The organism is Telluria sp. LT2P34 (assembly GCF_059685915.1).
In genome coordinates, this window is record NZ_JCASIN010000009.1 from 1 (window position 1) to 26075 (window position 26075).

Below are 26075 nucleotides of genomic sequence, written 5' to 3' on the forward strand. Positions count from 1 at the left end.
TGAAATCCCAATGGGCCGGCCAGGTACTGCTCAACAACGGCTAGCTTGAACTGCTCCGAGTACTTCGACATGAAAAAACCCCAATAAGTTGGTGTCCAACTTATTGGGGTCAGTTCATCAGACTGGCGGGGTTTTTTTTGGGATCTCCCGTAGCTTAGCGCGGCACGATCGCGAACTGCGGGCTCACGCCATAGTCGGGCTTGACCGTACGCGACATGAACTTGGCCCAGGCGGTGGCGCCGTTGGGCAGGCGTGCATCGACGGCGTAGGCCAGGGCGGGCTGCATGTTCGACGGGTAGCCGGCGATACTGCTCGAGAAACCGGTCATTTCACCAACCTTCAGGTTCAGCGCAGTTGCCATGGCCTGGCTGTTGCAGGGCAGGTTAGGCGATTCCGCCGTGTAGTTGGCTGCTACGACCTGCGCCATTGTCGTATAGATTGGGCTTGTGGCCGAATCGCGGATGTTCATCGAGTATAAGGCACCGTTAATCCAGCACATTGGCTCGCTCATGCGCAGTACCGGCGCCTTCGCTTTCCAGGCCAGCAAGGTTTTGGCGCCGCTGAAGCCGAGCTCGGCGGCATGGCCAACAGCCGCAGTAAAGAAATCGTCCTGCCATGGCGCGACGCCGCGGCCGCTGTTATACACAACTGCGCCGCCGCCATCGAGCACGCCCAAGACGTTGGCGGCGGCGTTGTTTGTGTAGCGGGCGTTGTACCAATCCAGGTTGTTCGTCAGAATGCGTGTGAAGTGCCCCTTCAGGACGTCGCTGTCGGGCGTGATGTAGGTTGCTTCAGCCACGGTGCGCAAGCTCCATGCTTCGGCGCGCACCTGGCCGCCTGCCGCCAGCAAGCCTTTGCCGGATTCGCGATAGCCAGGATTGGACTCGAAGATGTCGTACATAGCCCAGAACTGCAGCTCTTCCAGGTAATAGTAATCACCGGTGACCAGATAAGGCAGGTAGGCGAAGCCTGGCTGGTGCGCACTATCATGGGCGTTCGGTGTTGCGCAGATGGCGGTTGCACACCATGGGAACGCTTCGTGCTTCTTGGTAGTCGAATTAAATGTGTCCCCATAGTTGCCAAGAATGGTGATGTTGGGGTAATCGACCAAACTGACCGGGCGGCCGGTATTCTTGTCGCGGTAGTGCATCGACCAGCTGCCGGCGAGATCCGCCGTGCCCAGCGTGACTTGCTTGGCACGTGCATCCATCGACAGCAGATAGCTGGCTGCCCAGCCAGGCAACAGGCCGATGTCATTGCGCCCGCCACCCATTGGCATGTACGAAACAGCCAGGCCAACGCCCATCGGCTCGACAGCGGTGCCGGTCCAGCTCTTCTTGTAATCGGCCAGGGTTGTTTCTGGGATCACTACGCTCTGGTCATAGTTCGGCACCGCACGACTGGCGATCAGGTAAGAAGTATTGTGCTTCACATGGGCCTGGCCGGCATCCCCGCCCCACCAGAAGACCTTGCGCCAGCGGCTGTGGTGCAGGTGGTTCATAGCCGGTTTCGAATATACGACGACGCCGCGTACCATGACTTCGGCGTCATAGCTGATGTTCTGCGGGTTCGGCTCGTAGGCCCAGGCGTTTTCGATGGTGACGTCGACCCGTGCCTTCTTGATGGCGTCGTACCAGCGGATCGCAAAGCGTGCGCTCAGGTGCGGGTGGGCGACGCCCTCGGACGTCGTCAGTGGGGCCGAGACATGCCACTCATTGGCGACGGCACCGGAGAGCCAGGTCTGGACAGGCGCGCCGGTCTTGATCAGGTCGTCGGCCGACGCCGAATAACGCACGCCGCCAATGGTCGCCTGCACGGAAGAACTGAAACCGTTCGCCAACAGTTTCTGCGGGGCGAGTCCAGCGACATGCGGCGCGTTCGATTTCATCAGCGACAGTGCGCGGCCTTCACCTGCGGCCATGTTGGGGACGATGCCTGACACCACCGCGTGACGCACCGAACCGTCGGCATGGGTTGCCTTGACATTGAGCTGGAGCGGAATGGTAAGGCCGTTGTCGAAGCGGCCGACCAGAGATTCGCTTGGCAGCAGGTCGCCGACTGCAAATACCTGGCCGAAGGTCACCGGCAGTTTTTCCTGAGCGGTGGCGGAAGTGTTCTCGATACGCACGTCGGTAACGACACCAAACACGCTATAGGTTGTTGTCGACGTCCCCGAGGCAACGACAACCGGCTGGGATACGACGACTGGCGCGCTGACAGGGGTTGGCGTAACAGGCGCCACCTGGGCGCCCTCGGTCGGCGTGCCAGCGACAGGAGCGATAGCAGCGAAGGATGGCACAGTGGAAACAGCAGGTGCGGTCGGGCTGGCGGAGGTAGGCGATGCGAGGCTGGTGTTCGAGCCTGCCCCGCCACCACCACATGCAGCGAGGGTAGTACCGAATGCCGCGATTGCGGCAATTCGCATTGCAAAGTTCTGGAGTGAGAGTTTCATGGCCATCTTCGAAGAGTTACTATGGGGAATAAATATTGCCCCAAGGAATTTCTACGAGATTACGCCAAAGCAAAGATGTAGGACAGGACCCACAAAAAATCTGTTCAAAAATTCGTCCAAATACAACATATCGTTGTCGAATATTTAGCGAATATTATTTGCTTTGAAAGCTTCTTATCTTTTTTTTATTGCTTCGATCAACAGTATTGCTAAATAAAAAAACCGCCCTATAGGCGGTTTTTAACATGGAGGCTGACCTGGCTCAACGTGACGACGCCACCATGAAGTCCACTGCCGCCTTGACGTCGGCGTCCGGTGCGCTCGAACCGCCCTTCGGCGGCATCACGCCGGCCTTACCCTGGTAGCCCTTGATCGCGTGCTCATACAGCACGGCATTGCCTTGTTTGATGCGCGCCGCCCAGTTGGCCTTGTCGCCCACTTTCGGGGCGCCGGCGATGCCGGAACCGTGGCAGGCGATGCAGGCGCTGTTGTAGAGCGCCTTGCCGGTATCGGCACTCGCGACGACCGGGGCCGCGGCTGGCGCCGGGACTGCAGCGGCTGCGACAGGCGGGGTCGCCGCGCTTGCCGGCGCTGTCGGCGTGGCGCTGGCCGGGGTGCCGGCGACTGGCGAAGCCGTGTTCGGATTCACCGCAACCGGCGCGGCCGCCACCTCGGTTCCTGGCATTGGAGCTGCTGGTGCCGCAGGCACTGCCGGCTCCTTGAAACTGGCACCGCTCTGATTGGCCATGTAGACGACAGCGCGTTCAACTTCGAGATTGTCCAGGTCCGGGTTGCCGCCTTTGGCCGGCATGGCGCGGATGCCTTCGATGGCGTGTTTGACCAGCGTGTCATAACCCTGCGCAAAGCGCGCGGTCCAGTCGGCGGCGACGCCGGTTTTTGGCGCGCCTGCCGCACCGCTGGCGTGGCAGGCTGCGCACACGGCGCTATAGACCGCGCCGCCCGCTTGCAGCACTTTCGGCGCGTTCGCGTCGCGCAGCGTAAAACCTTCCTCGGCCACAGGGCGCATACGTGCCGCTACCGCTTGCGGCGCCATGCTGTTGGCGCCGGCGCCTTCCAGACTGTCGCTGGTGACAAACACAACCAGAAGAATGATGCCGATGACGATTACCAGGAAGAAGCCTGCGACTACGCCGATCAGTTGCTTTGGCGTCCGGATAAACGATTGTTCATTATGTGCGTCGCTCATGATTTCCCTAATGCGAATAAAAAAACCTGCTACCCGGCGTGTCTGCTTTCTGCATGACTTTTTGCAAAGGCCGCCAACCGGCGATTATAGTCTCAAAAGATTCCTTATGGCACATGCATTATGTGCGGAGCCTAGCTTTCCGTGGACGTGGGGCGCGAAAGGCGGTATCCTTCGCCTCGCTCAGGCATTCCTCGTGGGATTTTCCCGGCAGTGTGCCTCGACATGTTACCCCGTGCGGCTGTAGCTCAGTGGATAGAGTATTGGCCTCCGAAGCCAAGGGTCGCTGGTTCGATCCCAGCCAGCCGCACCATTTTCCCGTCAGTCCCTGCGCATTGACGCCCGCCAACATCTTGGCCGGTCCGCTTTACCTCCTGTGCTCATCCTTCGACATTGCCAACACAGCAATCGTTTGCCTTGGCTCGACCGTAATGTCAGCAAAAACAACAGCTTCCGCGAATTTCCCTGTCTCAAATGCAAGCTGAATAGTGCATCGGTTATACTTTCGGTCTCAGTTACAGTCGCGGTTGCCGCTGCCGTAATGTCCAAGGAAATGTCGAAATGTCAGTAGAAGAACGGGTGCGCTTACGCATCGCCATGTGGCACTTCCTGATGATTTTCGGGGTGGTCCTCCTGCTTGTTCCATCGCTCTTTCCTTTCGTCTGCAGTTCCGCTCTGTTGGTCGTAGTCATTGAGCTGCTGCGGTTTCGCACCATGCCTGAACTGTCGGGTGCCTGTGGCGAGATCCCATTTGGGCGGAAGTTGATACAGTGCATATATAAATCCGGTGCGCACGATTCATTTTCAAATCGCAACTTGTTTCGTGGAAAATGCTAAGATTTCAATTATTCACTGTGGGCCGCCGTCCCTGTCGCTGCCGCACACAGGAAGAAGACAGATGCCAGACGGGTTCCCTGTATGCGCGCTCTTCAATGACCGGCATGTACAACACACGCTGCCGGTGTGACCGGGGCACCACAATTTTCCTTGCCACCTAGTTGGCGCAATAGCAAAACTTTATTCGAAAACGGAAGCTGATAATGAAAGCAGATCAGGTCGTCGCGGTAGTAGGACTGGGATATGTCGGGTTACCGCTCGCAGTAGAATTCGGCAAGAAAGTACGGACGATCGGTTTCGACCTGTCGGCGGCGAAAATCGAAAACTACAAAAAATTTATTGACCCGACCGGCGAAGTCTCGACCGAACAGCTGCAGGCTGCGCGTCAACTCGAAGTCTCGACCGATCCGGCCATGCTGGCCCAGGCGGACTATGTTGTCGTTGCCGTGCCGACCCCGGTCGACATCGCACACAACCCGGACTTCACGCCGCTGATCGGCGCCAGCACCACGGTGGGCAAGAACCTCAAAAAGGGTGCCATCGTCATTTTCGAGTCGACCGTCTACCCGGGCGCCACCGAAGAGATCTGTATCCCGCTGCTGGAAAAGCATTCGGGACTGACCTGGATGCAAGACTTCCACGTCGGCTTCTCGCCGGAGCGTATCAATCCGGGCGACAAGGAACATACGCTGACGACGATCCTGAAAGTGGTGTCGGGCGACGATGCCGAGACCCTGGAAAGCGTCGCTCAGCTGTACGAGTCGGTCATCACCGCCGGCGTGCACCGCGCCTCGAGCATCAAGGTGGCCGAAGCGGCAAAGGTCATCGAAAACACCCAGCGCGACCTCAACATCGCTCTCATGAACGAACTGGCGCTCATCTTCGACAAGATCGGCATCGACACGCTGGAAGTGCTGAAAGCGGCCGGCACCAAGTGGAACTTTTTACCGTTCCGCCCAGGCCTGGTCGGCGGCCACTGCATCGGCGTCGATCCCTACTACCTGACGCACAAGGCCGAGATGGTCGGCTACCACCCGCAGGTGATCCTGGCAGGCCGCCGCATCAACGATGGCATGGCCAAGTTCATTGCGGAAAAAACCGTGAAGTCGATGATCTCCTCGGGCTTCCACGTAAAAGGCGCAAAGGTTAACGTCATCGGCCTGACCTTCAAGGAAAACTGCCCGGACCTGCGTAACTCGAAAGTAGCCGATATCGTCCATGAGCTGCAAAGCTACGGCGTCGACGTCCATGTCTACGATCCGCTGGCCGATGCCGGCGAAGCTGAGCACGAGTACGGCATCAAGCTGGAAAGCTGGGATAGCCTGCCGAAGGCCGATGCCGTGATCGCCGCCGTGCCGCACAAGGAAGTGCTGGCCATGTCGCTGGCCGATTTCCAGACCAAGCTCAACGACGGTGGCTGCTTCATCGACGTCAAGTCGCAGTTTGATCAGAAAGCCATCCGTGAAGCGGGCTATTGCGTCTGGCGTCTGTAACACGAAGTAATAAAATGACAAGGCCGCGCGGCCTTGTCGTACCGTCCGGCACTGCCGTACGGGGTTTTTTCTTCGTTATCCATGAAATGTTCGGAAAATTGTGAATAAGATTCAAGACGTTAGGCAGCAGCTGGGCGAACACAGCCATCATTGGTTGGTCACCGGTGCAGCCGGCTTCATCGGTTCGAACCTGGTCGAGGCGCTGCTCGCGCTCGGCCAGCGCGTGACCGGGCTCGATAACTTTGCCACCGGGCATCGCCACAACCTGGAGCAGGTGAAAGAATCTGTCACGCCGGAAGCCTGGATGAAATTTAATTTCATCGAAGGCGACATCCGTAATCCTGTCGACTGCGCCGCAGCCTGCGCCGGGGTCGATTTTGTCCTGCACCAGGCCGCGCTCGGCTCCGTGTCGCGCTCGATCGACAACCCGATCGTCACCAACGAAACCAACGTCACGGGCTTCCTCAACATGCTCGTCGCCGCGCGTGATGCCAAAGTACGGCGCTTCGTCTACGCAGCTTCGAGCTCGACCTATGGCGACCATCCGGCACTGCCGAAAGTCGAAGACGTGATCGGGAATCCGCTCTCGCCTTACGCCGTGACGAAGTACGTCAACGAGCTGTATGCGAACGTGTTCGGCCGTACCTACGGTACCGAAGCGATCGGCCTGCGCTACTTCAACGTGTTTGGCCCGCGCCAGGATCCGAATGGCGCGTACGCTGCCGTGATCCCGCAGTGGGTGGCCGCGCTGATCCGCAACCAGCCGCTGCGCATCAACGGCGACGGCGAAACCAGCCGCGATTTCTGCTACATCGCCAACGTGGTGCAGGCGAACCTGCTGGCGGCCATGGCCCCGGCCGAAGCGGCGAACCAGGTGTATAACGTGGCGCTCAACGAGCGCACCAGCCTGAACCAGCTGTACGCGATGATGCGCGACCTGCTGCGTGCGCGCTTCCCGCATGTCGACGCACACCAGCCGCAGTATGGCGACTTCCGCCGTGGCGACGTGCGCCATTCGCAGGCAGACATCGGCAAGGCCGCCGCGCTGTTGGGCTACGCGCCCACGCACCGCATTGGCGAAGGCCTGGCACAAGCCATGGACTGGTATGTCCACGACCTCCTGGGGCAGGGCGTGCACGGGGCACCCGCGCCTGTTGTATCCGAGTAAGTAAAAAGAATTATCAGGAGGCTGACGTGTTCAGGATTTCTAACCACTACGTGTCAAAGATTGTTTCCATGCTGTTGGTCGTGGAAGTGCTGGTGCTGCTTGGCGCAGCCTATGCCGGCGCCGCACTGCGCTTCATGGACATCGATGCCGGGGTGAGCGCGCCATCGCTCGACCATTTCTTCACCTCGGCCCTCGCGTTCACGCTGGCGATCGTGTTCAGCATGAGCGCCATGGGCATGTACCAGCTCGATTTCGAGGAAGGCCTGCGCCATCCCTTCCTGATGAAGCTGATGCCATCGTTCGTGATGGGCTTCCTGATCCTGACGCTGGTGTTTTATATGGCCCCGGAGCTGGCTTTCGGGCGTGGCATCCTGGTGCTGGTGTTCGGTCTGTCGGCGGTGGGCATCTTCACTGCACGCATGATCTTCTTCAAAACTTCGGAAGCGCGCTTCCTGCAGTCGCGCATCATGTTCCTCGGCGGCGGCCCGCTGGCCAAGGAATGCGCCGACCTGGCCGAGCGCGCCAACCGCTACCACCGCTACAGCATCGCCGGCTTCATCCCGGCCCCGGGCGAAGAGCTGTGCGTGGAGGACAAAAACCTGCTCAAGATGCGCGATGGCGATTCTCTGGTAAAACTGGCGCGCCAGTACAACGTGTCGGAAATTGTCGTGTCGGTGCAAAACCGCCGCGGCGGCTTTCCGATCAAGGAACTGCTCGACTGCAAACTGCAAGGCTTGAAAGTGACCGACGCGGCCACCTTCTTCGAGCGCGAAACCTGCCAGATCCGGGTCGATTCGATTCAGCCGAGCTGGCTCGTGTTCGGCGGCGGCTTCGACCAGAGTTTCGTGCGCATGTTCATGAAGCGCACCTTCGACTTGTTGTGCAGCGGCGCGATCCTGGCAGCCACCTTCCCTCTGATGCTGCTCGCTGCCCTGGCGGTGCGCCTGGAAGATCGCGGCCCGGTGTTCTATTCGCAGGAACGGGTCGGTCGTGACGGCAAGAGCTTCCTCGTGCACAAATTCCGCAGCATGCGCGCCGACGCCGAAAAGAGCGGCAAGCCACAGTGGGCCGCGCAGAACGACCCGCGCGTCACGCGCGTGGGCAACTTCATGCGCAAGACCCGTATCGACGAGCTGCCGCAGATCCTCAACGTTTTCAAGGGCGAAATGTCCTTCGTCGGCCCGCGTCCGGAGCGTCCTTACTTCGTCGAGCAACTGATCGAAGTAGTTCCGTACTACAATGTTCGTCACAGCATCAAGCCAGGCATTACCGGCTGGGCCCAGGTGCGTTACGGCTACGGTTCGTCGGCCGAGGACGCGCTGCAAAAGCTGCAGTACGACCTGTATTACGTGAAGAACAACAGCTTGTTCCTGGACTTCCTGGTTCTCATTAACACTTTGAAAGTTGTCCTGTTCCGCAGCGGCCGTTAAGGACGCCGGGCCAGGCCCGGATAACGTTTTGCCTGGGGCTTGAAAACAGCCCGGCTCCCGCCCATGGATAGTGTGTCCCCCACCAGCATCGCCGCCTACAGCTATGGCCTGGCCGCCATCGGCTTCTTTGGCCTGTGCGTTCCGCTCTTGACGAGCTGGCGCGAGCGCGCCTACGGCCCGGTGCTGGTCGCCGCCTGCCTGGCATCGGGATTCTGGGCTGCTTCCCTGGCTTGGGCCGCTACCGACTTGCTGATGTGGACCGACCTCTCGGACGGTTTCGAGGTGGCCCGGAATGCCGCCTGGTCGCTGTTCCTGGTGGTGCTGCTGGGCGACTGGCGCAAACCCGGCAGCCGCCTGACCCTGGGCCTGCGCCCGACCCTGTTCGTGGCAGCGCTGTGTTACCTGCTGGCCTTGTGCGCCGCCATGCTCGGCTACTGGGACCTGGCCCTGCTCGACAGCTTGTTGCCGGTGATGGCGCGTGTGATGCAGGCGGTCGGCGGCATGTTGCTGGTCGAGCAGGTCTATCGCAACAAGACGATCCAAGAACGCTGGGCCATCAAGTTCGCCTGCCTCGGCATCGGCGGCATGTTCGCCTACGATTTCTACCTGTACAGCCACGCGATGCTGTTCCGCGAAGTCGACCAGGATATCTGGATCGCGCGCGGCGTCATCAACGCGCTGACGGTGCCGCTGCTGGCCTTGTCGATGGGCCGTGCGAAGTCCTGGCGCTCGCCGCTGGCGGTGTCGCGCCGCGTGATGTTCCACTCGGCCGCGCTGTTCGGCTCGGCCATCTACCTGCTGGCAATGGGCTCGGCCGGCTACTACCTGCGCTACTTCGGCGGCAGCTGGGGCACGGTGATGCAGGTCACCTTCCTGTTCGGCGCGCTGCTGCTGCTGGCCGGTATCCTGTTCTCTGGCACCTTCCGCGCCTGGCTGAAGGTTTTCATCAGCAAGCATTTCTACAGCTACGGCTATGACTACCGCGAGGAGTGGACGCGTTTCACGCGCACCCTGTCGCAGGCCGGGCCGAACCTGGGCGAGCGCGCCGTACACGCCGTGGCCGCGCTGGTCGAGAGCCAGGGCGGGGCGCTCTGGCAGCGCCGCGAGTCGGGCGCCTTCGAGCCAGTGGCCGGCTGGCAGGTACCGATGCCCGATGCGGTCGAAGCGGCCGATTCGCCGCTGGTCCGCTTCCTCGAGTCGACCCAATGGGTAATCGACCTTGGCGAATACGCGGACGACCCGGACAAATACGATGGCCTGAAGCTGCCGGAATGGTTGCCCGCCTGGCCGCGCGGCTGGCTGGTGGTGCCGCTGATGATGGGCGCGCGGCTGTTCGGCTTCGTGGTGCTGCAATCGGCGCGCAGCCGCGTCAAGCTGAACTGGGAAGTGCTGGACCTGCTCGAAATCGCCGGCAGCCAGGCCGCCAGCTACCTGGCGCAGCAGGACGCCGCCAACGAACTGATGGTGGCCCGCCAGTTCGAATCCTTCAACCGCATGTCCACCTTCGTCGTGCACGACCTGAAAAACCTGGTATCGCAGCTGTCGCTGATGAACGCCAACGCCGAAAAGCACAAGGACAATCCCGAGTTCCAGGCCGACATGCTGGAAACGGTGTCGCTGTCAGTGCAAAAGATGCGCCTGATGCTGCAAAAGCTCTCGCGCATCGACATCGCGGAAAAGCCAGTGCCGCTGGCGATGGACCAGGTGGTGCGCCAGGCCGTGGCCATGAAGGCGGCGTTCGAACCGCGCCCGAAGCTCGACGTGCGCGACACCGGCCTGCGCGTGCTGGCCGACCGCGAGCGGTTAGAGCGCGTTGTCGGCCACCTGATCCAGAACGCAATCGAAGCCACGCCGAAAGAGGGCAGCGTCACCATCGCCCTGTCGCGCGCCGAAGGTGTTGCGGGGCATGGGGCGGTGCAGATCGAGATCACCGACACCGGCGAAGGGATGAGCGAAGAGTTCATCCGCGAGCGCCTGTTCAAACCCTTCGAGTCGACCAAGTCGGCAGGCATGGGCATCGGCGTCTTCGAGAGCCGCGAATACATCAATGAGCTGGGCGGACGCCTGGAAGTCATCAGCCAGCCGTCCGCCGGCACCACTTTCAAAGTCATCCTGCCGCTCTACCAGCAGGATGCGCTGCTCGCCGAACGGGCAGCCTGAACCCGAGGATTACCGTGACACAGACCAAACAGAAACTCCTGATCATCGAGGACGATCCCGGCCTGCAAAAGCAGCTGAAATGGAGCCTCGACGCCTATGACGTGGCCGTCGCGGGCGACCGCGAAGCGGCGCTGGCCCAGATCCGCCGCCACGAGCCGGCGGTGGTGACGATGGACCTCGGCCTGCCGCCTGATCCGGACGGCTCGACCGAAGGCCTGGCCACGCTGCAGCAAATCCTGGCGCTGGCACCGGACACGCGCGTCATCGTCCTGACCGGCAACCAGGACCACACCAACGCGGTCAAGGCGATCGGCCTCGGCGCCTACGACTTTCACCAGAAGCCGTGCGACCCGGAAGTGCTGAACCTGGTGATCCAGCGCGCCTTCTTCCTGCACGAACTACAGCAGGAAAACCGCCGCATGCAGCAGCAGCAGGCCGACTCGCCGATGTCGGGCGTGATCTCGCGCGCCCCGAGCATGCTGAAAATCTGCCGCAATGTCGAAAAGGTGGCGCCAACCTCCGCTTCGGTCATGCTGCTGGGCGAATCGGGCACCGGCAAGGAAGTGCTGGCGCGCGCCGTGCACGCGCTGTCGCCGCGCGCCAAGGAACGCTTCATGGCGATCAACTGCGCCGCCATTCCCGAAAACCTGCTCGAGAGCGAACTGTTCGGCTACGAAAAGGGCGCATTCACCGGCGCGGCCAAGCAGACCAAGGGCAAGGTCGAAATGGCGCACGGCGGCACCTTCTTCCTCGATGAAGTCGGCGACCTGCCAATGCCGTTGCAGGCGAAACTGCTGCGCTTCCTGCAGGAGCGCGTGATCGAGCGCTTGGGCGGGCATGAAGAGATTCCGGTGGATGTGCGCATCGTCTGCGCAACGCACCAGAAACTGAAGGAACTGTGCGCCACCGGGCGCTTCCGCGAGGACTTGTATTACCGCCTGTCCGAGATCGTGGTCACGATCCCGCCGCTGCGCGATCGCGAGGGTGACGCCGCCCTGCTGGCGCACCACTTCAAGAACAAGTTCTGCAACGCTGAAGGGCGCGCGGCGCTGCACTTCGCACCGGACGCGATCGCCGCGATCGAAGCGTATCCGTGGCCGGGCAATGTGCGCGAGATGGAAAACTACATCAAGCGCGCCGTCATCATGGCCGACGGGAACACCATCGTCGCCGACGACCTCGGACTGCCGGGCGAGGGCCTGGAAGAAGAGCCGATCAACCTGCGCCAGGTGCGCGACGAAGCCGAGTACAAGGCCATCATCAAGGCGCTGGCGCGCGTCGACGGCAATATCGTCAAGGCGTCCGAAATCCTCGGCATCAGCCGCCCGACCATGTACGACCTGATGAGCCGTCACAACATCAAGACCGCGGCATGAAGCGCTCGCGCGTGCTCGCCCTGCTGGCCGTGCCGCTGCTGCTGGCGGCAGGCGCCGGCGTTGCCGGCCTTGTCTTCCTGCAGTCCCAGGGCGTGACCCCGCGCGCGCTCGCGCCTTATATCCTGAAGCGCTCCAGCGGCCACAATCCTGTGATCGTCAAGACCGGGCAGTTTGCCGCCGCGACCCTGATGCGCCTCGACAGGGGGGCCGCCACCCCCTATCTGTTGCCGGCGCTGACGCTGGGCGCCCAGCTCCAAGCAGCGCCGGCGACCGGCGGCAATGAGCGCCTGGTCGGCACCGCCGACGAAGCGCGCAAGGCGATGGCGGAGGCTTCCCCGGGCGATGTCATCACTTTCCTGCCTGGCGACTATGCAATCGGCGCTACCGTCTACGCCAGCCGGCCCGGCAGCGCCACGGCCCCGATCGTGGTGCGCGCAGCGCGGCCAGGTACGGTGACGATCGCCTTCACTAGCGGCGAGGGCTTCAACGTTGCGGCGCCGTACTGGCGTTTTGAGAACCTGACGATCAAGGGCGCCTGCAGCGACGACGGCCACTGCGAACATGCATTCCATGTCGTGGGAAAGGCCCAGCATTTCGTTGCCCGCAACAATACGATTCTTGATTTCAACGCTCACTTCAAGATCAATGGCGAGCACGGCAGCTTCCCCGACCATGGCCTGATTGAATCGAATACCCTGAGTAACACAGCGCCGCGCCGCACCGCTAATCCGGTCACGCCGATCGACCTCGTGGCGGCCAGCGACTGGATCGTCCGCGCCAACCTAATCACGGATTTCGTGAAGGCCTGGGGGGATGGCATCAGCTATGGAGCCTTCGCCAAGGGCGGGGCGCAGCGTACCGTCTTCGAGCGTAACGTGGTGCTGTGCGAGCGCGCGCTGGCCGGCCAGCCGGGACAGCGCGTCGGCCTGTCCTTCGGCGGCGGCGGCACCGGCAAGCCCTACTGTCGCGACGGGCGCTGTATTACCGAGCATGACGGCGGCATCATGCGCGCCAACCTCATATCCGGCTGCTCGGATGCGGGAATTTACCTCAACAGCGCTGCCACTACCCAAGTGCTCGACAACACCCTGCTCGATACCGCCGGGGTTCAGGTGCGCTTCCCTGAAAGTGGCGCCAGCTTCGAGGGCAACCTGGTCGACGGACCGTTGCAGTCACGCGACGGCGGCGTGCTGCACTTGGGCGACAACCTCAGCACCGACATCGCTTGGCTGTATCTGGGACGGCATCCGCAGCGAAACCAGTTCGCCAATCCTGACCGGCTCGATTTGCGCTGGATCGATGGCGGGGCGCCGCGCCGCGCGGAAGCTCCAGGGCGCAGCGATTTGTGCGGCACGGCGCCCGCCGGGCGAGTGACCTATGGCGCTTTCGACGACTTCGCAGGCTGCCTGCGGCCGCGCTCGGCCCATGCACCCGGTCTGTAGCGAAGTTGCAACGATGAAAAGATATTATGCGTCTGATGTCCGATTCACTATTAAGATAGAATCGCCGCTAGGAAAACTCCTACAATTATCGGAATATTACAGAGTCCTGTCTTGGGCTCAGGCTTTTTCCGTCCAAATCCCGCCTTATGAATGAATCTCGTGCCGGCCAACGCAACGCTGCCATGACCTTGCGCACGCCAACCCTGCAGTTCTTCAGCTTCGTCCTGGTCGGCGCTGCCGGCACTGTCTTGCATTATCTGGCCCTGACCGCCCTGGTCTTGCTGTCGCTGGCTTCGCCCGGTGTCGCCTCGGCAGTGGGCGCATCACTTGGCGCCGGCGTCAACTATTGGTTGAACCAGCGGTTCACGTTTGCGAGCACCCGTCCGCATCGCGAGATGATGCCGCGGTTTTTTGCTGTGGCAGCCGTTGGCGCCGTCGCCAACGGCCTGATCGTCAGCAAGCTGTCGGGCCTTGGCATGCATTTCCTGTTTGCCCAGTTCATTGCCACCGCCACCATTCTCATTGCAAATTTTTTGATAAGTAAAAAATGGATATTTCAAAAACCGAAATAACGGCATTTGCAAATGCAGGTATCAGCGCCGCCCTGTCCCCGCGCGATGCGATGGCCATGCCAAGTATCTCTGTGGTCGCGCCGGCCTATAACGAACAGGAAGTGCTGGGAGAATTTCACCGGCGCGTGACCGAGGTACTCACCAAGCTGGGCTGCGAATACGAAATCGTCCTGGTCAATGACGGCAGTCGCGACACCACGCTTGCACTCATGCATGCGCTACGCGAACGCGATCCCCATGTTGCTGTGGTCGATTTGTCACGCAACTTCGGCAAAGAGATTGCGCTGAGTGCAGGGCTCGACCACACCAAGGGCGATGTTGTCGTGATTCTCGATTCCGACCTTCAGGATCCGCCAGAACTGATTCCGGAAATGCTCGCTTCCTGGCGCCTCGGATATGACGTCGTCTATGGCGTGCGCACCCAGCGCGACGGCGAAACCTGGTTCAAGAAACTGACGGCCAAGTATTTTTACCGCCTTATCAAGAAGATTAGCCGCGTGAATATCCCGACCGATACCGGCGACTTCCGGTTGATGACGCGGCGTGCGGTGGATGCGGTCTGCCAGTTGCGCGAAGAGCACCGTTTCATGAAGGGCCTGTTCGCCTGGATCGGATTTCCTTCAACACCGGTTTTCTACCGCCGCGACCCCCGCGCGGCCGGCACAACAACCTGGAACTACTGGAACCTGTGGAATTTTGCCCTCGAAGGCATCACCTCCTTCACCGTAGCGCCACTCAAGGTCGCGACCTATCTCGGCCTGTCGGTCGCCGTGATGGCGCTCGTGTATGCAGCAGTGGTGATCTGGAAAGCACTGATGTTCTCGGATCCGGTCAAGGGTTATCCGTCACTGATGGCGGTTATGCTTTTCCTCGGCGGCGTGCAACTGATTTCGATCGGCTTGCTCGGGGAATACGTGGGGCGAATTTTCAACGAAGTCAAACAGCGCCCGCTGTATCTGGTAAACCGACTGCTGGGTTCTAATCTCCGCGACGCGGGCGCGTCCGATAGCGGAAACAATCCATGACAGTGTCGGGACGCGACCGGTTCGAGGGCCTGGCGTGGCTACTGCTGTTGACAGTGCTGATCTGGCTTTCCAGCCTGCTGAGCTTGCGCCTGCCTTACCAGAACGACACGATCGTCCATCTGCGCTGGGCCGACCAGTTCCTGGCAGCACTGCGTGAAGGCTGGTTGCTGCCACGTTGGGCCTCGGCCTCGATCGGTGGCCTGGGCGACCCGACTTTCCTTTATTACCAGCCGCTGTTCTATTACATCACCAGCGCGTTTTCGCTGCTCGGCTTGCGCGCGGAATACGCCTTGCTGTGCGCGGCGATGGTGCCGTTCATGCTGCTTGGCGCTATCGTTTATTGTTACCTCCTGCGTCCTTACCACAAGCGCACCGCATTGCTGGGAGCGATATTCATCCTGGCCTGCCCGGTACTGTATTTTGTTACTGCCAGCGTCGGCGCATTCCCGTGGGCGCTAAGCTTGCCTTTCAGTGTGCTGTTTGTCGCAGAGAGCACGCGCACCGAACCGCGGCCCGTGCGCCTTGCCCTTTTTCTCGGGTTGATCTGCCTGAGCCATTTGCTCAGCGGCCTGATGGCGCTGCTGTGCGTTGGCGTGGCGCGCCTGGTGTTTGCCGTTCCAAGCAACCGGCCGGCCGTGACCGCTCATCTCAAGTGGGCAGCTGGTGTAGTGCTGGGGCTGGGATTGGCTGGTTTCTTCCTCTATCCGGCCATCAGCCAGCTGCACCTGATTAATACGAATGGCTGGGTCCAGGGTGACAATTTCGACTGGCGCCGCGCATTTGCCCTGCCGACGTTCACGTTCGCTCAATATGGTTTCCGCTGGTTCGCTATCCAAGTACCGTATGCGTTAATTGCGCTGGTGCTGAGTGCCTTGGTTGTGTCGCGGCTGGCCGGCGCTGCCGACACACCCGGTAAGGTGTCGGCCAAACGCCTGGGCTATGTCGCGCTTGCGGCGCTCGCACTGGGAAGCGAACTCGCCTATCCACTGTATGCCCTCCTGAGCCCCCTGCAGAAGCTTCAGTTCCCCTACCGGTTTGTTTTCGTTGCCTTATTGCTGGCAAACATCGCGCTGGTGATCCAGCTAAGCGAAGGGGCGTGGCAGCGGTGGGTTCGGCCTGTCCGCATAGTTGTGCTCGGTCTGGTATTGGCCCAAGCCGCCATCATGGCGCACTTGCAGTGGGACCTGGTCAAGCGTGGGGTGAAACTGCCTGCGCAATCGACATTCATGCAGGGCAAGTTTGGGCAACCGGAATATATTCCCGGCGTCCGCGGCCCCGATTGGGAAGCCTATCTTGCAATGAACAAGTTCGCCGGCGAGTGCACCCGCCTGAACATCGCTTGTAGCGACACGGTGCAGCGCACGCATGATTTCTCTACCCGGATTACCGTTGCCGCACCGGTGAGCGTACGCTTGCCTGTCTTTGCCTTCCCAGCGTGGCGTGTTACGGTCGATGGCAAGCCCGTTGCCCTGGTTGCTGATGAGGCAGCCGGGCTGATTCTGGTTACACTCTCGCCGGGCGTACATGTCGTCAACGTGGGCTGGTCTCGGATGCCTGCGGAAATCATCGGCTGGTGGATCACGGGGATCGCGCTGCTGGCGCTGCTCGCTACGCTGTCAGCGGGGCGCTTGCGCCGCGGCCGCCAGCCACCCGGCGCTGCCGGGCAGGGGGCAGGCGGCTTGCACAAGGCCCGGGAAACGCGCGCCGTGAGCAATGCCTGAGACTGCAGGGCAGCCACCCGGCTTCCCATATCAACGCACGCCATGCTGCAGGCTAATAAACTTTACCCATTAATATCATGAATACAGCGGTAGCACGTACGCGGGTCTGCATTACCATCGACACCGAATTCAGTATTGGAGGAGCGTTTGCGGACCAGGCCAGACAGCCGGTCGCGGAGCCTCTGGTCTGGTGCAATGTCGAGGGCCGTTCGGAGGGCCTCGGCTTCATGCTCGACACGTTTCGTCAATATGATGTACAGGCGACCTTCTTCGTCGAAACCCAGCAACGACACCATTTCCGACACGACCCCATGCGCCCGATTGCGCAGAAGATCCATGCGGAAGGACATGAAGTGCAACTGCATACCCATCCCTGCTGGTCGGTATTCCAGCATGCCGACTGGTGGAGTCTCACCCGCGGCCAGAAGGAAACCGACGACATCGGCAAGCGCAGCGTCGATGAGGCAGTCAAGCTGATCAACCAGGGCATCGACACGTTCAGGGAGTGGGGGCTTCCCCGCCCCCAGGTTTTCCGTAGCGGTAATCTGAATCACAGCGACGACCTGTACCGCGCTCTTGCGCTGACCGGCATTCCCTACAGTTCGAACGTGGGCGTGGCGATCTACGACAGTGGCAATCCCGACTACAAGCTCTACAGCGGCCAGCATGAGCGCCACGGCGTCAGGGAGTTTCCGGTACTGTCGTTTTCGGACTGGAAGATCGGGTCCAGACAAAACGTCAAGTCCCTGACCATCGCCGGCTCGAGCTTTGCCGAAACGCGGCATTTGCTGGAGAAGGCCCGCAGCGAAGGCATTCCGCTGGTGGTTGTGCTGACCCATCCGTTCGAATATGTACAAAATCGCGACCTGGCCTTCCAGCAAACGCGGCGCAACCACATGACCCAATCACGGCTGAAAAAATTGTGCCATTTCCTGCAGCAAAACAGCGACCGCTTTGATGCCTCGGGCATGGCGGCGGCGGCATCGACGATTCCTGCGAACACTGTGCCGGGGAACACTCTCCTCAAGGGCGCGCTAAGACACGCTGTACCCCGCATGGCGGCGCAGGTTGCGTATCACCGCTTCGGCCGCTGGATGCTGGCGCGTAAACATGGATCATTCAAGAGCTTGGTATGAAAAATTGGATCAATAATCAATACGGTACCTGGCGCGGCCTGGTACGCGCATTGCTGGCCCGCGCTGAACTGGCCACTGGCCGCCTGCAGGCTTTTACCTTGAAAAAGCCCGCGACGGTGCAGCGCGTGGTATTCGTTTGCCACGGCAATATCTGTCGTAGCGCATTCGGGCACCACGAGGCAGTGAAATACGGCCTGAACGTGGCCTCGCTGGGGCTGTCGACAACGACCGGCGGGCGCTCGCCGGCGCCGGCCATCGCCAGCGCCGCGCGCGCCGGCATTGACCTTGAGGTCCATCGCGCTACGGCATGGCCGGACTTCGACGTGCGTCCTGGCGACCTGTTCCTGGTGATGGAGGTGCGCCAAGCCCATGAAGTCAGGCGCAGGCTGGGCGGCCGTGACGACGTGCAAATCTGCCTGCTTGGCATGTGGTGCAAACCCGTCATGCCGCACCTGCACGACCCATACACGCTGAGCGATCGCTATTTCGATCGCTGCTTTGAACGCGTCAAGCAAGCGGTCAGGTACCTGGACGCTGACTTGCCGAACGCGCGTGCCGGGCTGGCGCAGGAACGTACTTACCAGAAGGCCAGTCAGCATGCATGACAGTGTGAGCACCAACAAGATGCCTGCCGTGGTCTTTGGCATCGATACGCCGATCGGACTGACGATCGTGCGCGACTTGGGACGCAGCGGCATCGAAGTGCATGGCATTGCGCGTTCGGCGCAAGCGCTCGGCCTGACCTCGCGTTACCTTCGCTCCGGCCTGGTGCGCGACAAAGGCGAGGAAGCAACGATCGACCAGCTCGTCGCTTTGAATCGGCGCCTCGGCACGGCCTGCCTGTTTGCGATTTCCGAAGGCGATATCGCCTTGCTGAACCGCCACCGGCCTCGCCTGACTGGCTACAAGATCATGTTCGCTGATAATGAGCGCATGGACAGCGTTCTCAACAAGGACCGGACTTATGCGGCCGCAGCGCGCGTTGGCATCCGCACGCCACGCACCGAGCAAGTCACCAGCATGGCGCAGGCCGAGGCGCTGGGAACGTCGCTACGTTTTCCGGTCGTGCTGAAATGGGCCAATCCGCTGCTCGTCGTCGATGCGCTGGACGCTGCCGGGCTGCACCTCGACAAAACGCATTACTGCGACACGCCGGCCGAGTTGCTGGCCTACCTGCAGCCTTTCAAAGCGGTCGGCCTTTATCCCCTGATTCAGGAATACTGCCCTGGTTACGGCCTGGGGCAGTTTATCCTGATAAAAAACGGCCAAGTGCAGTACAACTTCCAGCACAAACGTCTGCACGAATGGCCGCCCGAAGGCGGATTTTCGAGCATGTGCGAATCAATCGGACGTGAAGAGCATGTTGAACTGATGGACAAGTCGGTGGCCCTGCTGCGCGAACTCGGCTGGGAAGGGGTGGCGATGGTCGAATATCGCCATGACCCGGCCACGGGCGAGTCGGCACTGATGGAAATTAATGGCCGCTTCTGGGGCAGCCTGCCGCTGGCCTATCATGCCGGCGCCAATTTCCCGACCCTGTGCTACCAGGTGCTCGGCCTTGGCGAACAGGTCGTGAATGCGCCTTATCGCAGCGGCATGCGTTGCCGCTATATGGTGCCGGAGACGAAGCGCCTGCTGCGTGTCCTGTTCGGCCAGCAGCATATTGCGGACAAGACGCTGGTATTTCGACGGTTACCGACGTTGGTAGGATTTTGCATCGATTTTCTGCGCCCCAGCAGCCGCTACTACGTTTTCGATACACGCGATCCTAAGCCATTCTTCAGCGACTTGGGGCAAATGCTTCGGAAAGCAATTCCTGGTGCGCGCAGCCGCTGATATCAATCCAAACGACATGACGAAAAACCGATGATCCGCTTGAATGCCAGGCTCTTGGCCTCAATCGGTGTGCTCGTGTTTATCCTCGTGCTCTGGTCTTATCCGTTGTTGACGATGCAGCTGGCCGCGCAATGGGATGCTGCCGTGCACCTGCGTTGGTCCGACCAGTTTCACTCGGCACTGCAAGAGGGCCGGCTGCTGCCGCGCTGGGCGTATGCTTCGTTCGACGGCTTGGGTGACCCGACCTTCTTTTATTACCAGCCGCTCTTTTACTATCTCACTAGCTGTTTCGCGCTTCTTGGCATGTCAATGCCGTACAGCCTGCTGTCAGGAGGCGTCAGCGTTTACTTGCTGTTAAGCATCGTCGTCTATCGGTCTTTCCTACGCCAGTATCGCCCGTATCGCGGGGCGCTCGGGGTCATGTTTGTAGTGGCCTGTCCGCCGATGTTTTTCCTGTCGACGCAAATGGCCGCATTCCCATGGGTACTAAGCTTCCCGTTCAGCATATGGTTTGTTGCAGAAAGCATTCGGGAACGCCCGCGTTCCGGGCACCTGGCCGTCTTGATTGCCCTTATATGCCTGAGCCACCTGCTAAGCGCAATGATGACAGTGATGTGTACAGGGCTGGCCAGGCTGATCTTCGCATTCCCGAGCCGAACGACGATCCGTAGTCACCTCGTTTGGGGGGCTGGCGTCGCCCTGGGCTTCGGGCTGGCAGCGTTTTATCTGTACCCGGCATTGACGGAACTGCGCCTTATTACGCCTGCGGGTTGGACGAATGGCAACGGGTTTGACTGGCGGCGCGGATTCATCTTTCCCCTGTTTACTTACTTCCAGTACGGGATCAAATGGCTCGGGCCACAGTGGCCGTTCCCATTGCTCGCGCTCATCATGGGCATTTTGGCCCTGTTGCCTGATAAGGCGAAGCAACCCACACCGATGACCACCACGGCGCGCCGGCTGGCCATTGTCGCGCTTGCGGCTCTCGTTCTCGGCAGCGAACTGGCTTATCCCCTTTACTCGGTGTTCACCCCACTACATAAACTGCAGTTTCCCTACCGTTTCCTGTTCTTGGCAACGTTGCTGGCAGGGGTAGCATTCATGATCCAATTGAACGAAGGGGCCTGGCGTCGTTGGGGTATGACGGCCAGGGTGGCAGCAGTATGCCTGTTCTTCGCATATTTCGGACAGATCGCTGTGTTGGAATGGAAAATCATTCGCGGCGGGGAACGCCTTCCCGACCGGGGAACCGTTATGGCAGGGCGCTTCGGGCAGCCAGAGTACCTGCCGGCGGTACATGGCCCAGAATGGAAATGGTATGCAGACGAGGGCAAGCTGGCCGGCGAATGCCGCCGCCTGCAGATCGCGTGCAGCGAACCGCGACAATGTACCCACGAGATGTCGGTTGTAATCACAAGCCCCCGCTCCGTCAGCGTGCGTTTGCCCGTGTTCGCATTCCCGGCTTGGCAGGCCAGCGTGGATGGCCAGATTTATCCCTACGCCGTGGACAAGGCCACGGGAATGTTTCTGGTCGAATTGCCGGCTGGCCAGCATGTAGTCGCCCTGCAATGGGTCCCCCTGGCTGCGGAAAAACACGGCTTGCGCATCAGTGCAATGGCGCTCTGCCTGCTGGCCACCCTCGAATTCCTCAGACGCCGCGCACAACGCAAGGAGCAATCACGATTTCGGAACCGGGAACAAGGTGATAAATCGCTGGCTGCTCTAAGGCGGGTAATTCCGAACAAAGTCGAGAGGTAAACGCTTGCATTAAGCGACAAGCGGTTTTGTAATGCTGAAGCGTGACATTAGCGATGCTGCCGACGCTGAAAGTACGAATACGGCAGTTATATACAGAATGTCGTCAGCCCATGCAATTCCGGTCCAGTGGTGCTGGAAAGCGAGCAGCTCCACGAATATGAAATGGACAGCATACACCCCCAAAATGAGCGGTCCAAAAGCCGAGAGTTTATCCCAGCTGAGTTTGGGATGATTCGAGAGTGCCATCATGGACACTCCAATGCCTAGAAAAAACGTACTGAACACATAATCTTGCAAACGGCTTGTCCCCCATGTGTTGAAAAGAAAATTCAACTCAAAAAATTGACCTATAAGCGCAGCGATGGTGAGGAAAAATCCATACATCAACCAAGAATGCTTTGGCTCGAATTGCTGCAACACGTGGCCAGCGACGAAAAACAAAAGGCCAAAGAAAGGGCCGTTTCTAAAATTGAAATGCGCCTGAATACCAAGAGGGCTGTCGCGATAGGCGCCCCCCAGCAGGCCAATAATGTAAAAACCAAGCGCAACTATGAGCAATGCGCGGAGTTGATTTTTTGCTAGAAAGAAGGCCGTGGCCAGTAGACTGATGAGCAGGGCGGGCAAAAACCACAGATGACCTTTACTTCCCTGAAGCAGCGAAGTGAGAGGGCGATGAATCAGGGCATCGAGAAAGAAGTGCACTTCTTTCAAATAAGCAGCGTGTCCGTTCATCAACAGGAGGTTAGTCCCTGTGATGCAGACATAAGCGAACGACCACAACAGGAAAAGCGTAAGAATGCGTCTGGCTGCTTTTATCGACAGCGCGAGTATTTCTTCGCGAGTGGTGATTTTTTTTGACCAGAAATAACCGGATGCGACAAAGAAAAAAGGAACTGCAAAACGCGCCAGTTGGTTGACGATGAGTGCCAGATTTAACTCGTTGCCAATGCTCTTCGACTCCGAAAAAGGAACCGTATGTATGACAATGACGGCCAAGATAGCCAGCACGCGGAAAGAATCGACGCTTGTGATACGTGGCACGATAGGGTTCACGAAAAATGAAGTAATTGCAATTTAAACAGGGTATCAGCTGCCTATCGGTAAAACAACAAGGTAGTCGCAAATTTGCCACTAACCAAGCATTGCTTTCGAGCTTGCCTCGCAGGTGCAACCCAGCACCGCCTCAGTGGTTCTTGCAGTAATTCGCCGCTTGCCAATACAGCATTTATAGATCAAAATCTGCCTTAAGGTAACTTTTATTGCGCTGCCATTGGTGTCCCTACAAGAACGTAGGCACCAAACCTTGGTAGCGCAACAGGGGGTTGTAACGCTTTAATCAGTTCCAACAAGTTCATCCTCATATCGGCTCTGCTGTCGACTCGGGTTTGCTGACTCAGGCTGTACCTTTGAGCCGCTCCGTACGACATGCGCCGTCACCAGCAGCGCTTTTTTACCAGACTTTTTATGCCATTACTCTTCCTGGAGGCCGCGCGCGGCCTGGCTGCACTGTGGGTCTTCGCGTTCCATATCTACCCAATGGTGCTTTCGTCCAGTCCTGCAGCAGCCCCCCTTGCCGCTCACGGTCATTTTGGCGTGGCTTTGTTCTTCGTCATCTCGGGCTACTGCCTGTACTCCGCAACCGCTGCCGCGGTGACCAGTGGCCGCACTCCTGCCGCATTCCTGAAACGCCGCTTCATGCGCATCTTTCCGCCGTTCTGGATTTCCATCGTGGTCGTACTGGCGCTGCCTTACCTGTTCGAGTTAATCAGTTCGGTCAAGAACGGCGTGTTCGTCACTCCGACGCCCATCTGGATGAACTTGAGCAGCATGGACTGGGTTGGCATCGTTACCCTGGCACAGGTTTTCGTCGCGCCTCCCGGTGACTTGCAGGCAGCCTTCACTCCGGTCAACGCGGTGTACTGGACCCTGGCCATCGAATTCCAGTTCTACCTGGTTATGTATGGGGTCCTGTTTTTCCCGCGTATCTGGCGCGTGCTGCTCGTGCTTGTGTTGGGAATAAGCCTGATACCAGCCACTGCCAACGTGACCGGCCTGTTCCTGCCGTATTGGCCGGCATTCTCATGCGGTCTCGCCTTGCGCTACCTGCATGAGGAGGGCTGGACCGCACAGGGTATCTTCGGCCGCCATGCAGGGCCTTGTGCTTTGCTCGGCTTGGGTGTCCTAATGGCCGGCGGCCTTGTTGCAGTTTATTCCCCTGCCTGGTCGGCCCGCCTGGAGGCGGCCATGTCAGCGCAAGCCGGTTTCATCGTGTTCTCGCTCTACTCGGCGGGATTGCTGTGGTGCGGGGGTGGCGTTGAGCAAGCGTTCGCGGGGCATACTGGGCGGCCTGCGTGGCAAGTGCTGCGCACTGCGCTGCTGAAACCGTTTTTATTCCTGGGCGCCTCGAGTTATTCCCTGTACTTGTTACACGGTAAACTCTACCTCCTGCCGGACATGATCGCTCGACAATTGCTGTCGCCACGAAACCCGCTGTATCTCATATTTACCATCGTGCTCACGTCAACGCTCTGCTATTTTTTCTATCGATACTGCGAAGCGCCTTTCATGAGCACGCGCCATCAGCGACGCGTTGCTCCTGCCGTTCTCACCGAGGTGCCGGCTGTAAGGGACGCAGAGTTGCAACCAGCCTCGTAACGGGACTGCACCACACATAATGCTCAGTCCTTGCCCGTTCGTCGCCGCGTCGGGTAGCCGCATCCCTTGCCCTGAGATTTTGTCAGGCGTTCTCAACCTGCAATTGCTCGGCATTTGCGCACACGACATGGGAGCGTGTAGACCGAATGCAGCGTCCAGCCATGTGGCCGCATCGGCGCCGATCGGTTGAGGACCCAATCCAAGTCGAAGCAGCCCTTGCCCAGTGACGGCGGCCGCCAGCAGGGGCAGGTCAAAGCTCAGGAAAGGAAGGATCAGCGAATCGAAGTTCCGGGACGCCGGTTGCGCGGGTTTGCGGTCGAGTCCGGAGCTGAATAACATGTAGCCCGACAGGAAGGTCAGTACGGTCGCTGTGGTCCGGAAAAGCGCGCTTTGGAAAAAGCCTTCATGAGATCGAATCGGCCACTGCCAAGTTCGGCGAGCAAAACATATTCCGGGCGTGCGAGATCACTACCCCCCAAACCATGACACACCGCAGCGACGCAATGCGGTCGCGGACTCTGCCTGGATAGCAGAGTTCGTCTGGACCGATCAGGCCTCGCGCTGGACGATAAGCTCGTCGAGCAGCGCAGCCAGCTGCAGCGCGCGTGCCTGGCGCGAGTTGGCCAGCACCACCGCATCGGCCGGCAGTACTACGCCGCCTGCCTTGACGCTCGCGAGGAAATCGAGCAGTAGCGCGGCGATGCGCGCCGGCTCGTCGAGCGGGCCGATGGCATTGATACCGGCCCGGCGCAGGGTGGCAGCGGTGTCGCCGGCGCCGTCGGTCAGCGCCAGGATCGGGCGCCGCGCGCGCAGGTATTCGTAGAGCTTGGCGGGCACCTGGCAATTGCAGTTCGCCCCTTGCAGCACCAGCAAGGCGTCTGCCGACAGCATTTCGGAGAGCGCCTCGCGGTAAGGCAGGTGCGGCGCCAGCGAGACGATTGTGCCGATCCCGTAATGCTCGATCAGCCCGCCGAGGTAGGCATCGTGCACCGCCGCGCGCAGGCGCACCTGCAGACTCGCCGCCGATATTTTTCCCTCCGCCAGTAACGCCGCCAGGGCCTGGAAAAATGGCACCGGATCGCGTTCGGAAGGGTAGATGATGCCGCTGTGGAGCAGCAGCAAGGGCTGCGATTCGTCCGCGCGGGGAGCCGCCTGGGCGCCGGCAAAATTGTCCTCGTCGTAGCCGTTTTCGATCAGGACGAATTTGGCGGGGTCAAGCTCCGGGTACTTGTCGCGGTAGGCCGCGATGGCGCCGCGGGTGGTGCAGACGACGCGCGCTGCATGCCTGACGGTACGCGCTTCGATCCAGGTAAAAAAGCTGCGCTCGGCAGGTGCGCGCGGATACTCGGCGTCGATCATCGGGTCGCGCATGTCGGCCACCCAGGGCAGGCCCGTCATCCGGTGCAGCGCCAGCCCGATCAGGTGGGCGGTCGCGATCGGATAGGTCGACCAGATCACGGCCGGGCGCAGGCGCCGGATCATGCGCAGGCCGGCGGGAATCGCGCCCAGACACCAGGCCACCCAGCGGTCGGGCAAGGCCAGCAGGCCCAGGTAACGGCCGCGGATGCTCAAATGGCGCGCGGTGTCGAGTGCGAAGGCACGTTCCACCGGCAGATCCGGGGCGATTTCTCTGACCTGTTCCTCGCCCCGGCTGGCGTGGGCGCGCGGATGCGCAGTCAGCACGGCCGGCTGCCAGCCGAGCGCGGGCAGGTGGCGCGAAAACGCCAGCGTGCGCTGCACGCCGCTGCTGCCACGCTGCGGCGGAAAGTGAAAGGCGATCATCAGCACGCGCTTTGGCGCGTGATTCACC

At 60.3% G+C, this 26075-nt stretch carries 18 protein-coding genes and 1 tRNA gene; 15 read left to right on the plus strand and 4 right to left on the minus strand.

Features of this window, described 5'->3' with window-relative positions:
• Window positions 1-154 precede the first annotated feature (154 nt).
• Both AC56KZ_RS18680 and AC56KZ_RS18685 read right to left on the minus strand, forming a co-directional pair.
• Window positions 155-2458, minus strand: coding sequence for a hypothetical protein (locus AC56KZ_RS18680; RefSeq protein WP_497163688.1), 2304 nt, complete (start codon window positions 2456-2458; stop codon window positions 155-157).
• Between the two features lie 256 nt (window positions 2459-2714).
• Complete coding sequence (locus AC56KZ_RS18685) at window positions 2715-3659, minus strand: c-type cytochrome (RefSeq protein WP_497163689.1); 945 nt, start codon at window positions 3657-3659, stop codon at window positions 2715-2717.
• A gap of 234 nt (window positions 3660-3893) precedes the next feature.
• Here AC56KZ_RS18685 and AC56KZ_RS18690 point away from each other — a divergent pair.
• The 14 genes from AC56KZ_RS18690 to AC56KZ_RS18755 all read left to right on the plus strand — a co-directional run bounded on the left by AC56KZ_RS18690 (window position 3894) and on the right by AC56KZ_RS18755 (window position 21610).
• Window positions 3894-3969, plus strand: a tRNA-Arg gene (locus AC56KZ_RS18690).
• A 727-nt stretch (window positions 3970-4696) separates the two neighbouring features.
• Entirely contained in the window at window positions 4697-5986 is a 1290-nt protein-coding gene (locus tag AC56KZ_RS18695) for a nucleotide sugar dehydrogenase (RefSeq protein WP_497163690.1), read from the plus strand.
• 100 nt (window positions 5987-6086) lie between these two features.
• A complete protein-coding gene (locus tag AC56KZ_RS18700; protein ID WP_497163691.1) occupies window positions 6087-7154 on the plus strand; it encodes an SDR family oxidoreductase in 1068 nt (355 codons plus the stop codon).
• A gap of 68 nt (window positions 7155-7222) precedes the next feature.
• On the plus strand, window positions 7223-8584 hold the full coding sequence (locus AC56KZ_RS18705; protein ID WP_497163692.1) for a TIGR03013 family XrtA/PEP-CTERM system glycosyltransferase: 1362 nt from the start codon (window positions 7223-7225) through the stop codon (window positions 8582-8584).
• A 63-nt stretch (window positions 8585-8647) separates the two neighbouring features.
• Window positions 8648-10744, plus strand: a complete 2097-nt coding sequence (gene prsK / locus AC56KZ_RS18710) for an XrtA/PEP-CTERM system histidine kinase PrsK (RefSeq protein WP_497163693.1) — start codon at window positions 8648-8650, stop codon at window positions 10742-10744.
• A 14-nt stretch (window positions 10745-10758) separates the two neighbouring features.
• On the plus strand, window positions 10759-12120 hold the full coding sequence (gene prsR, locus AC56KZ_RS18715; protein ID WP_497163694.1) for a PEP-CTERM-box response regulator transcription factor: 1362 nt from the start codon (window positions 10759-10761) through the stop codon (window positions 12118-12120).
• Complete coding sequence (locus AC56KZ_RS18720) at window positions 12117-13562, plus strand: right-handed parallel beta-helix repeat-containing protein (RefSeq protein WP_497163695.1); 1446 nt, start codon at window positions 12117-12119, stop codon at window positions 13560-13562. The genes prsR and AC56KZ_RS18720 overlap by 4 nt, the downstream gene beginning before the upstream one ends.
• A gap of 182 nt (window positions 13563-13744) precedes the next feature.
• The gene (locus tag AC56KZ_RS18725) at window positions 13745-14134 is read left to right on the plus strand and encodes a GtrA family protein (protein WP_497163696.1); all 390 of its coding nucleotides are present in this window, start codon (window positions 13745-13747) and stop codon (window positions 14132-14134) included.
• Window positions 14110-15159, plus strand: coding sequence for a glycosyltransferase family 2 protein (locus AC56KZ_RS18730; RefSeq protein ID WP_497163697.1), 1050 nt, complete (start codon window positions 14110-14112; stop codon window positions 15157-15159). The genes AC56KZ_RS18725 and AC56KZ_RS18730 overlap by 25 nt, the downstream gene beginning before the upstream one ends.
• Window positions 15156-16880: a 6-pyruvoyl-tetrahydropterin synthase-related protein gene (locus AC56KZ_RS18735; RefSeq protein WP_497163698.1), complete on the plus strand. Its 1725-nt coding sequence runs from the start codon at window positions 15156-15158 to the stop codon at window positions 16878-16880. Before AC56KZ_RS18730 ends, AC56KZ_RS18735 begins: the two co-directional genes overlap by 4 nt.
• A 77-nt stretch (window positions 16881-16957) precedes the next feature.
• On the plus strand, window positions 16958-18016 hold the full coding sequence (locus tag AC56KZ_RS18740; protein WP_497163699.1) for a polysaccharide deacetylase family protein: 1059 nt from the start codon (window positions 16958-16960) through the stop codon (window positions 18014-18016).
• Window positions 18013-18621 carry an arsenate reductase/protein-tyrosine-phosphatase family protein gene (locus AC56KZ_RS18745; protein ID WP_497163700.1) on the plus strand — a complete coding sequence of 203 codons (609 nt, stop codon included), beginning with the start codon at window positions 18013-18015 and terminating at the stop codon, window positions 18619-18621. Before AC56KZ_RS18740 ends, AC56KZ_RS18745 begins: the two co-directional genes overlap by 4 nt.
• On the plus strand, window positions 18614-19852 hold the full coding sequence (locus AC56KZ_RS18750; RefSeq protein ID WP_497163701.1) for a carboxylate--amine ligase: 1239 nt from the start codon (window positions 18614-18616) through the stop codon (window positions 19850-19852). Before AC56KZ_RS18745 ends, AC56KZ_RS18750 begins: the two co-directional genes overlap by 8 nt.
• Before the next feature lie 30 nt (window positions 19853-19882).
• A complete protein-coding gene (locus tag AC56KZ_RS18755; RefSeq protein WP_497163702.1) occupies window positions 19883-21610 on the plus strand; it encodes a 6-pyruvoyl-tetrahydropterin synthase-related protein in 1728 nt (575 codons plus the stop codon).
• Between the two features lie 9 nt (window positions 21611-21619).
• On the opposite strand, the gene AC56KZ_RS18760 is transcribed toward AC56KZ_RS18755, so the two are convergent.
• Window positions 21620-22651: an acyltransferase gene (locus AC56KZ_RS18760; protein ID WP_497163703.1), complete on the minus strand. Its 1032-nt coding sequence runs from the start codon at window positions 22649-22651 to the stop codon at window positions 21620-21622.
• A gap of 384 nt (window positions 22652-23035) precedes the next feature.
• On the opposite strand from AC56KZ_RS18760, the gene AC56KZ_RS18765 reads away from it, so the two are divergent.
• Complete coding sequence (locus AC56KZ_RS18765) at window positions 23036-24265, plus strand: acyltransferase family protein (protein WP_497163704.1); 1230 nt, start codon at window positions 23036-23038, stop codon at window positions 24263-24265.
• A 549-nt stretch (window positions 24266-24814) separates the two neighbouring features.
• Here the strand turns inward: AC56KZ_RS18765 and AC56KZ_RS18770 are convergent.
• On the minus strand, window positions 24815-26074 hold the full coding sequence (locus AC56KZ_RS18770; RefSeq protein ID WP_497163705.1) for a glycosyltransferase: 1260 nt from the start codon (window positions 26072-26074) through the stop codon (window positions 24815-24817).
• Window position 26075 lies beyond the last annotated feature (1 nt).

Coding starts and splice junctions, on each gene's coding strand:
- AC56KZ_RS18680 (WP_497163688.1), bottom strand. CDS start 2,458: ATGGCCATGAAACTCTCACTCCAGAACTTTGCAATGCGAATTGCCGCA.
- AC56KZ_RS18685 (WP_497163689.1), bottom strand. CDS start 3,659: ATGAGCGACGCACATAATGAACAATCGTTTATCCGGACGCCAAAGCAA.
- AC56KZ_RS18695 (WP_497163690.1), top strand. CDS start 4,697: ATGAAAGCAGATCAGGTCGTCGCGGTAGTAGGACTGGGATATGTCGGG.
- AC56KZ_RS18705 (WP_497163692.1), top strand. CDS start 7,223: ATGCTGTTGGTCGTGGAAGTGCTGGTGCTGCTTGGCGCAGCCTATGCC.
- prsK (WP_497163693.1), top strand. CDS start 8,648: ATGGATAGTGTGTCCCCCACCAGCATCGCCGCCTACAGCTATGGCCTG.
- AC56KZ_RS18720 (WP_497163695.1), top strand. CDS start 12,117: ATGAAGCGCTCGCGCGTGCTCGCCCTGCTGGCCGTGCCGCTGCTGCTG.
- AC56KZ_RS18725 (WP_497163696.1), top strand. CDS start 13,745: ATGACCTTGCGCACGCCAACCCTGCAGTTCTTCAGCTTCGTCCTGGTC.
- AC56KZ_RS18730 (WP_497163697.1), top strand. CDS start 14,110: ATGGATATTTCAAAAACCGAAATAACGGCATTTGCAAATGCAGGTATC.
- AC56KZ_RS18735 (WP_497163698.1), top strand. CDS start 15,156: ATGACAGTGTCGGGACGCGACCGGTTCGAGGGCCTGGCGTGGCTACTG.
- AC56KZ_RS18740 (WP_497163699.1), top strand. CDS start 16,958: ATGAATACAGCGGTAGCACGTACGCGGGTCTGCATTACCATCGACACC.
- AC56KZ_RS18745 (WP_497163700.1), top strand. CDS start 18,013: ATGAAAAATTGGATCAATAATCAATACGGTACCTGGCGCGGCCTGGTA.
- AC56KZ_RS18750 (WP_497163701.1), top strand. CDS start 18,614: ATGCATGACAGTGTGAGCACCAACAAGATGCCTGCCGTGGTCTTTGGC.
- AC56KZ_RS18755 (WP_497163702.1), top strand. CDS start 19,883: ATGATCCGCTTGAATGCCAGGCTCTTGGCCTCAATCGGTGTGCTCGTG.
- AC56KZ_RS18765 (WP_497163704.1), top strand. CDS start 23,036: ATGCGCCGTCACCAGCAGCGCTTTTTTACCAGACTTTTTATGCCATTA.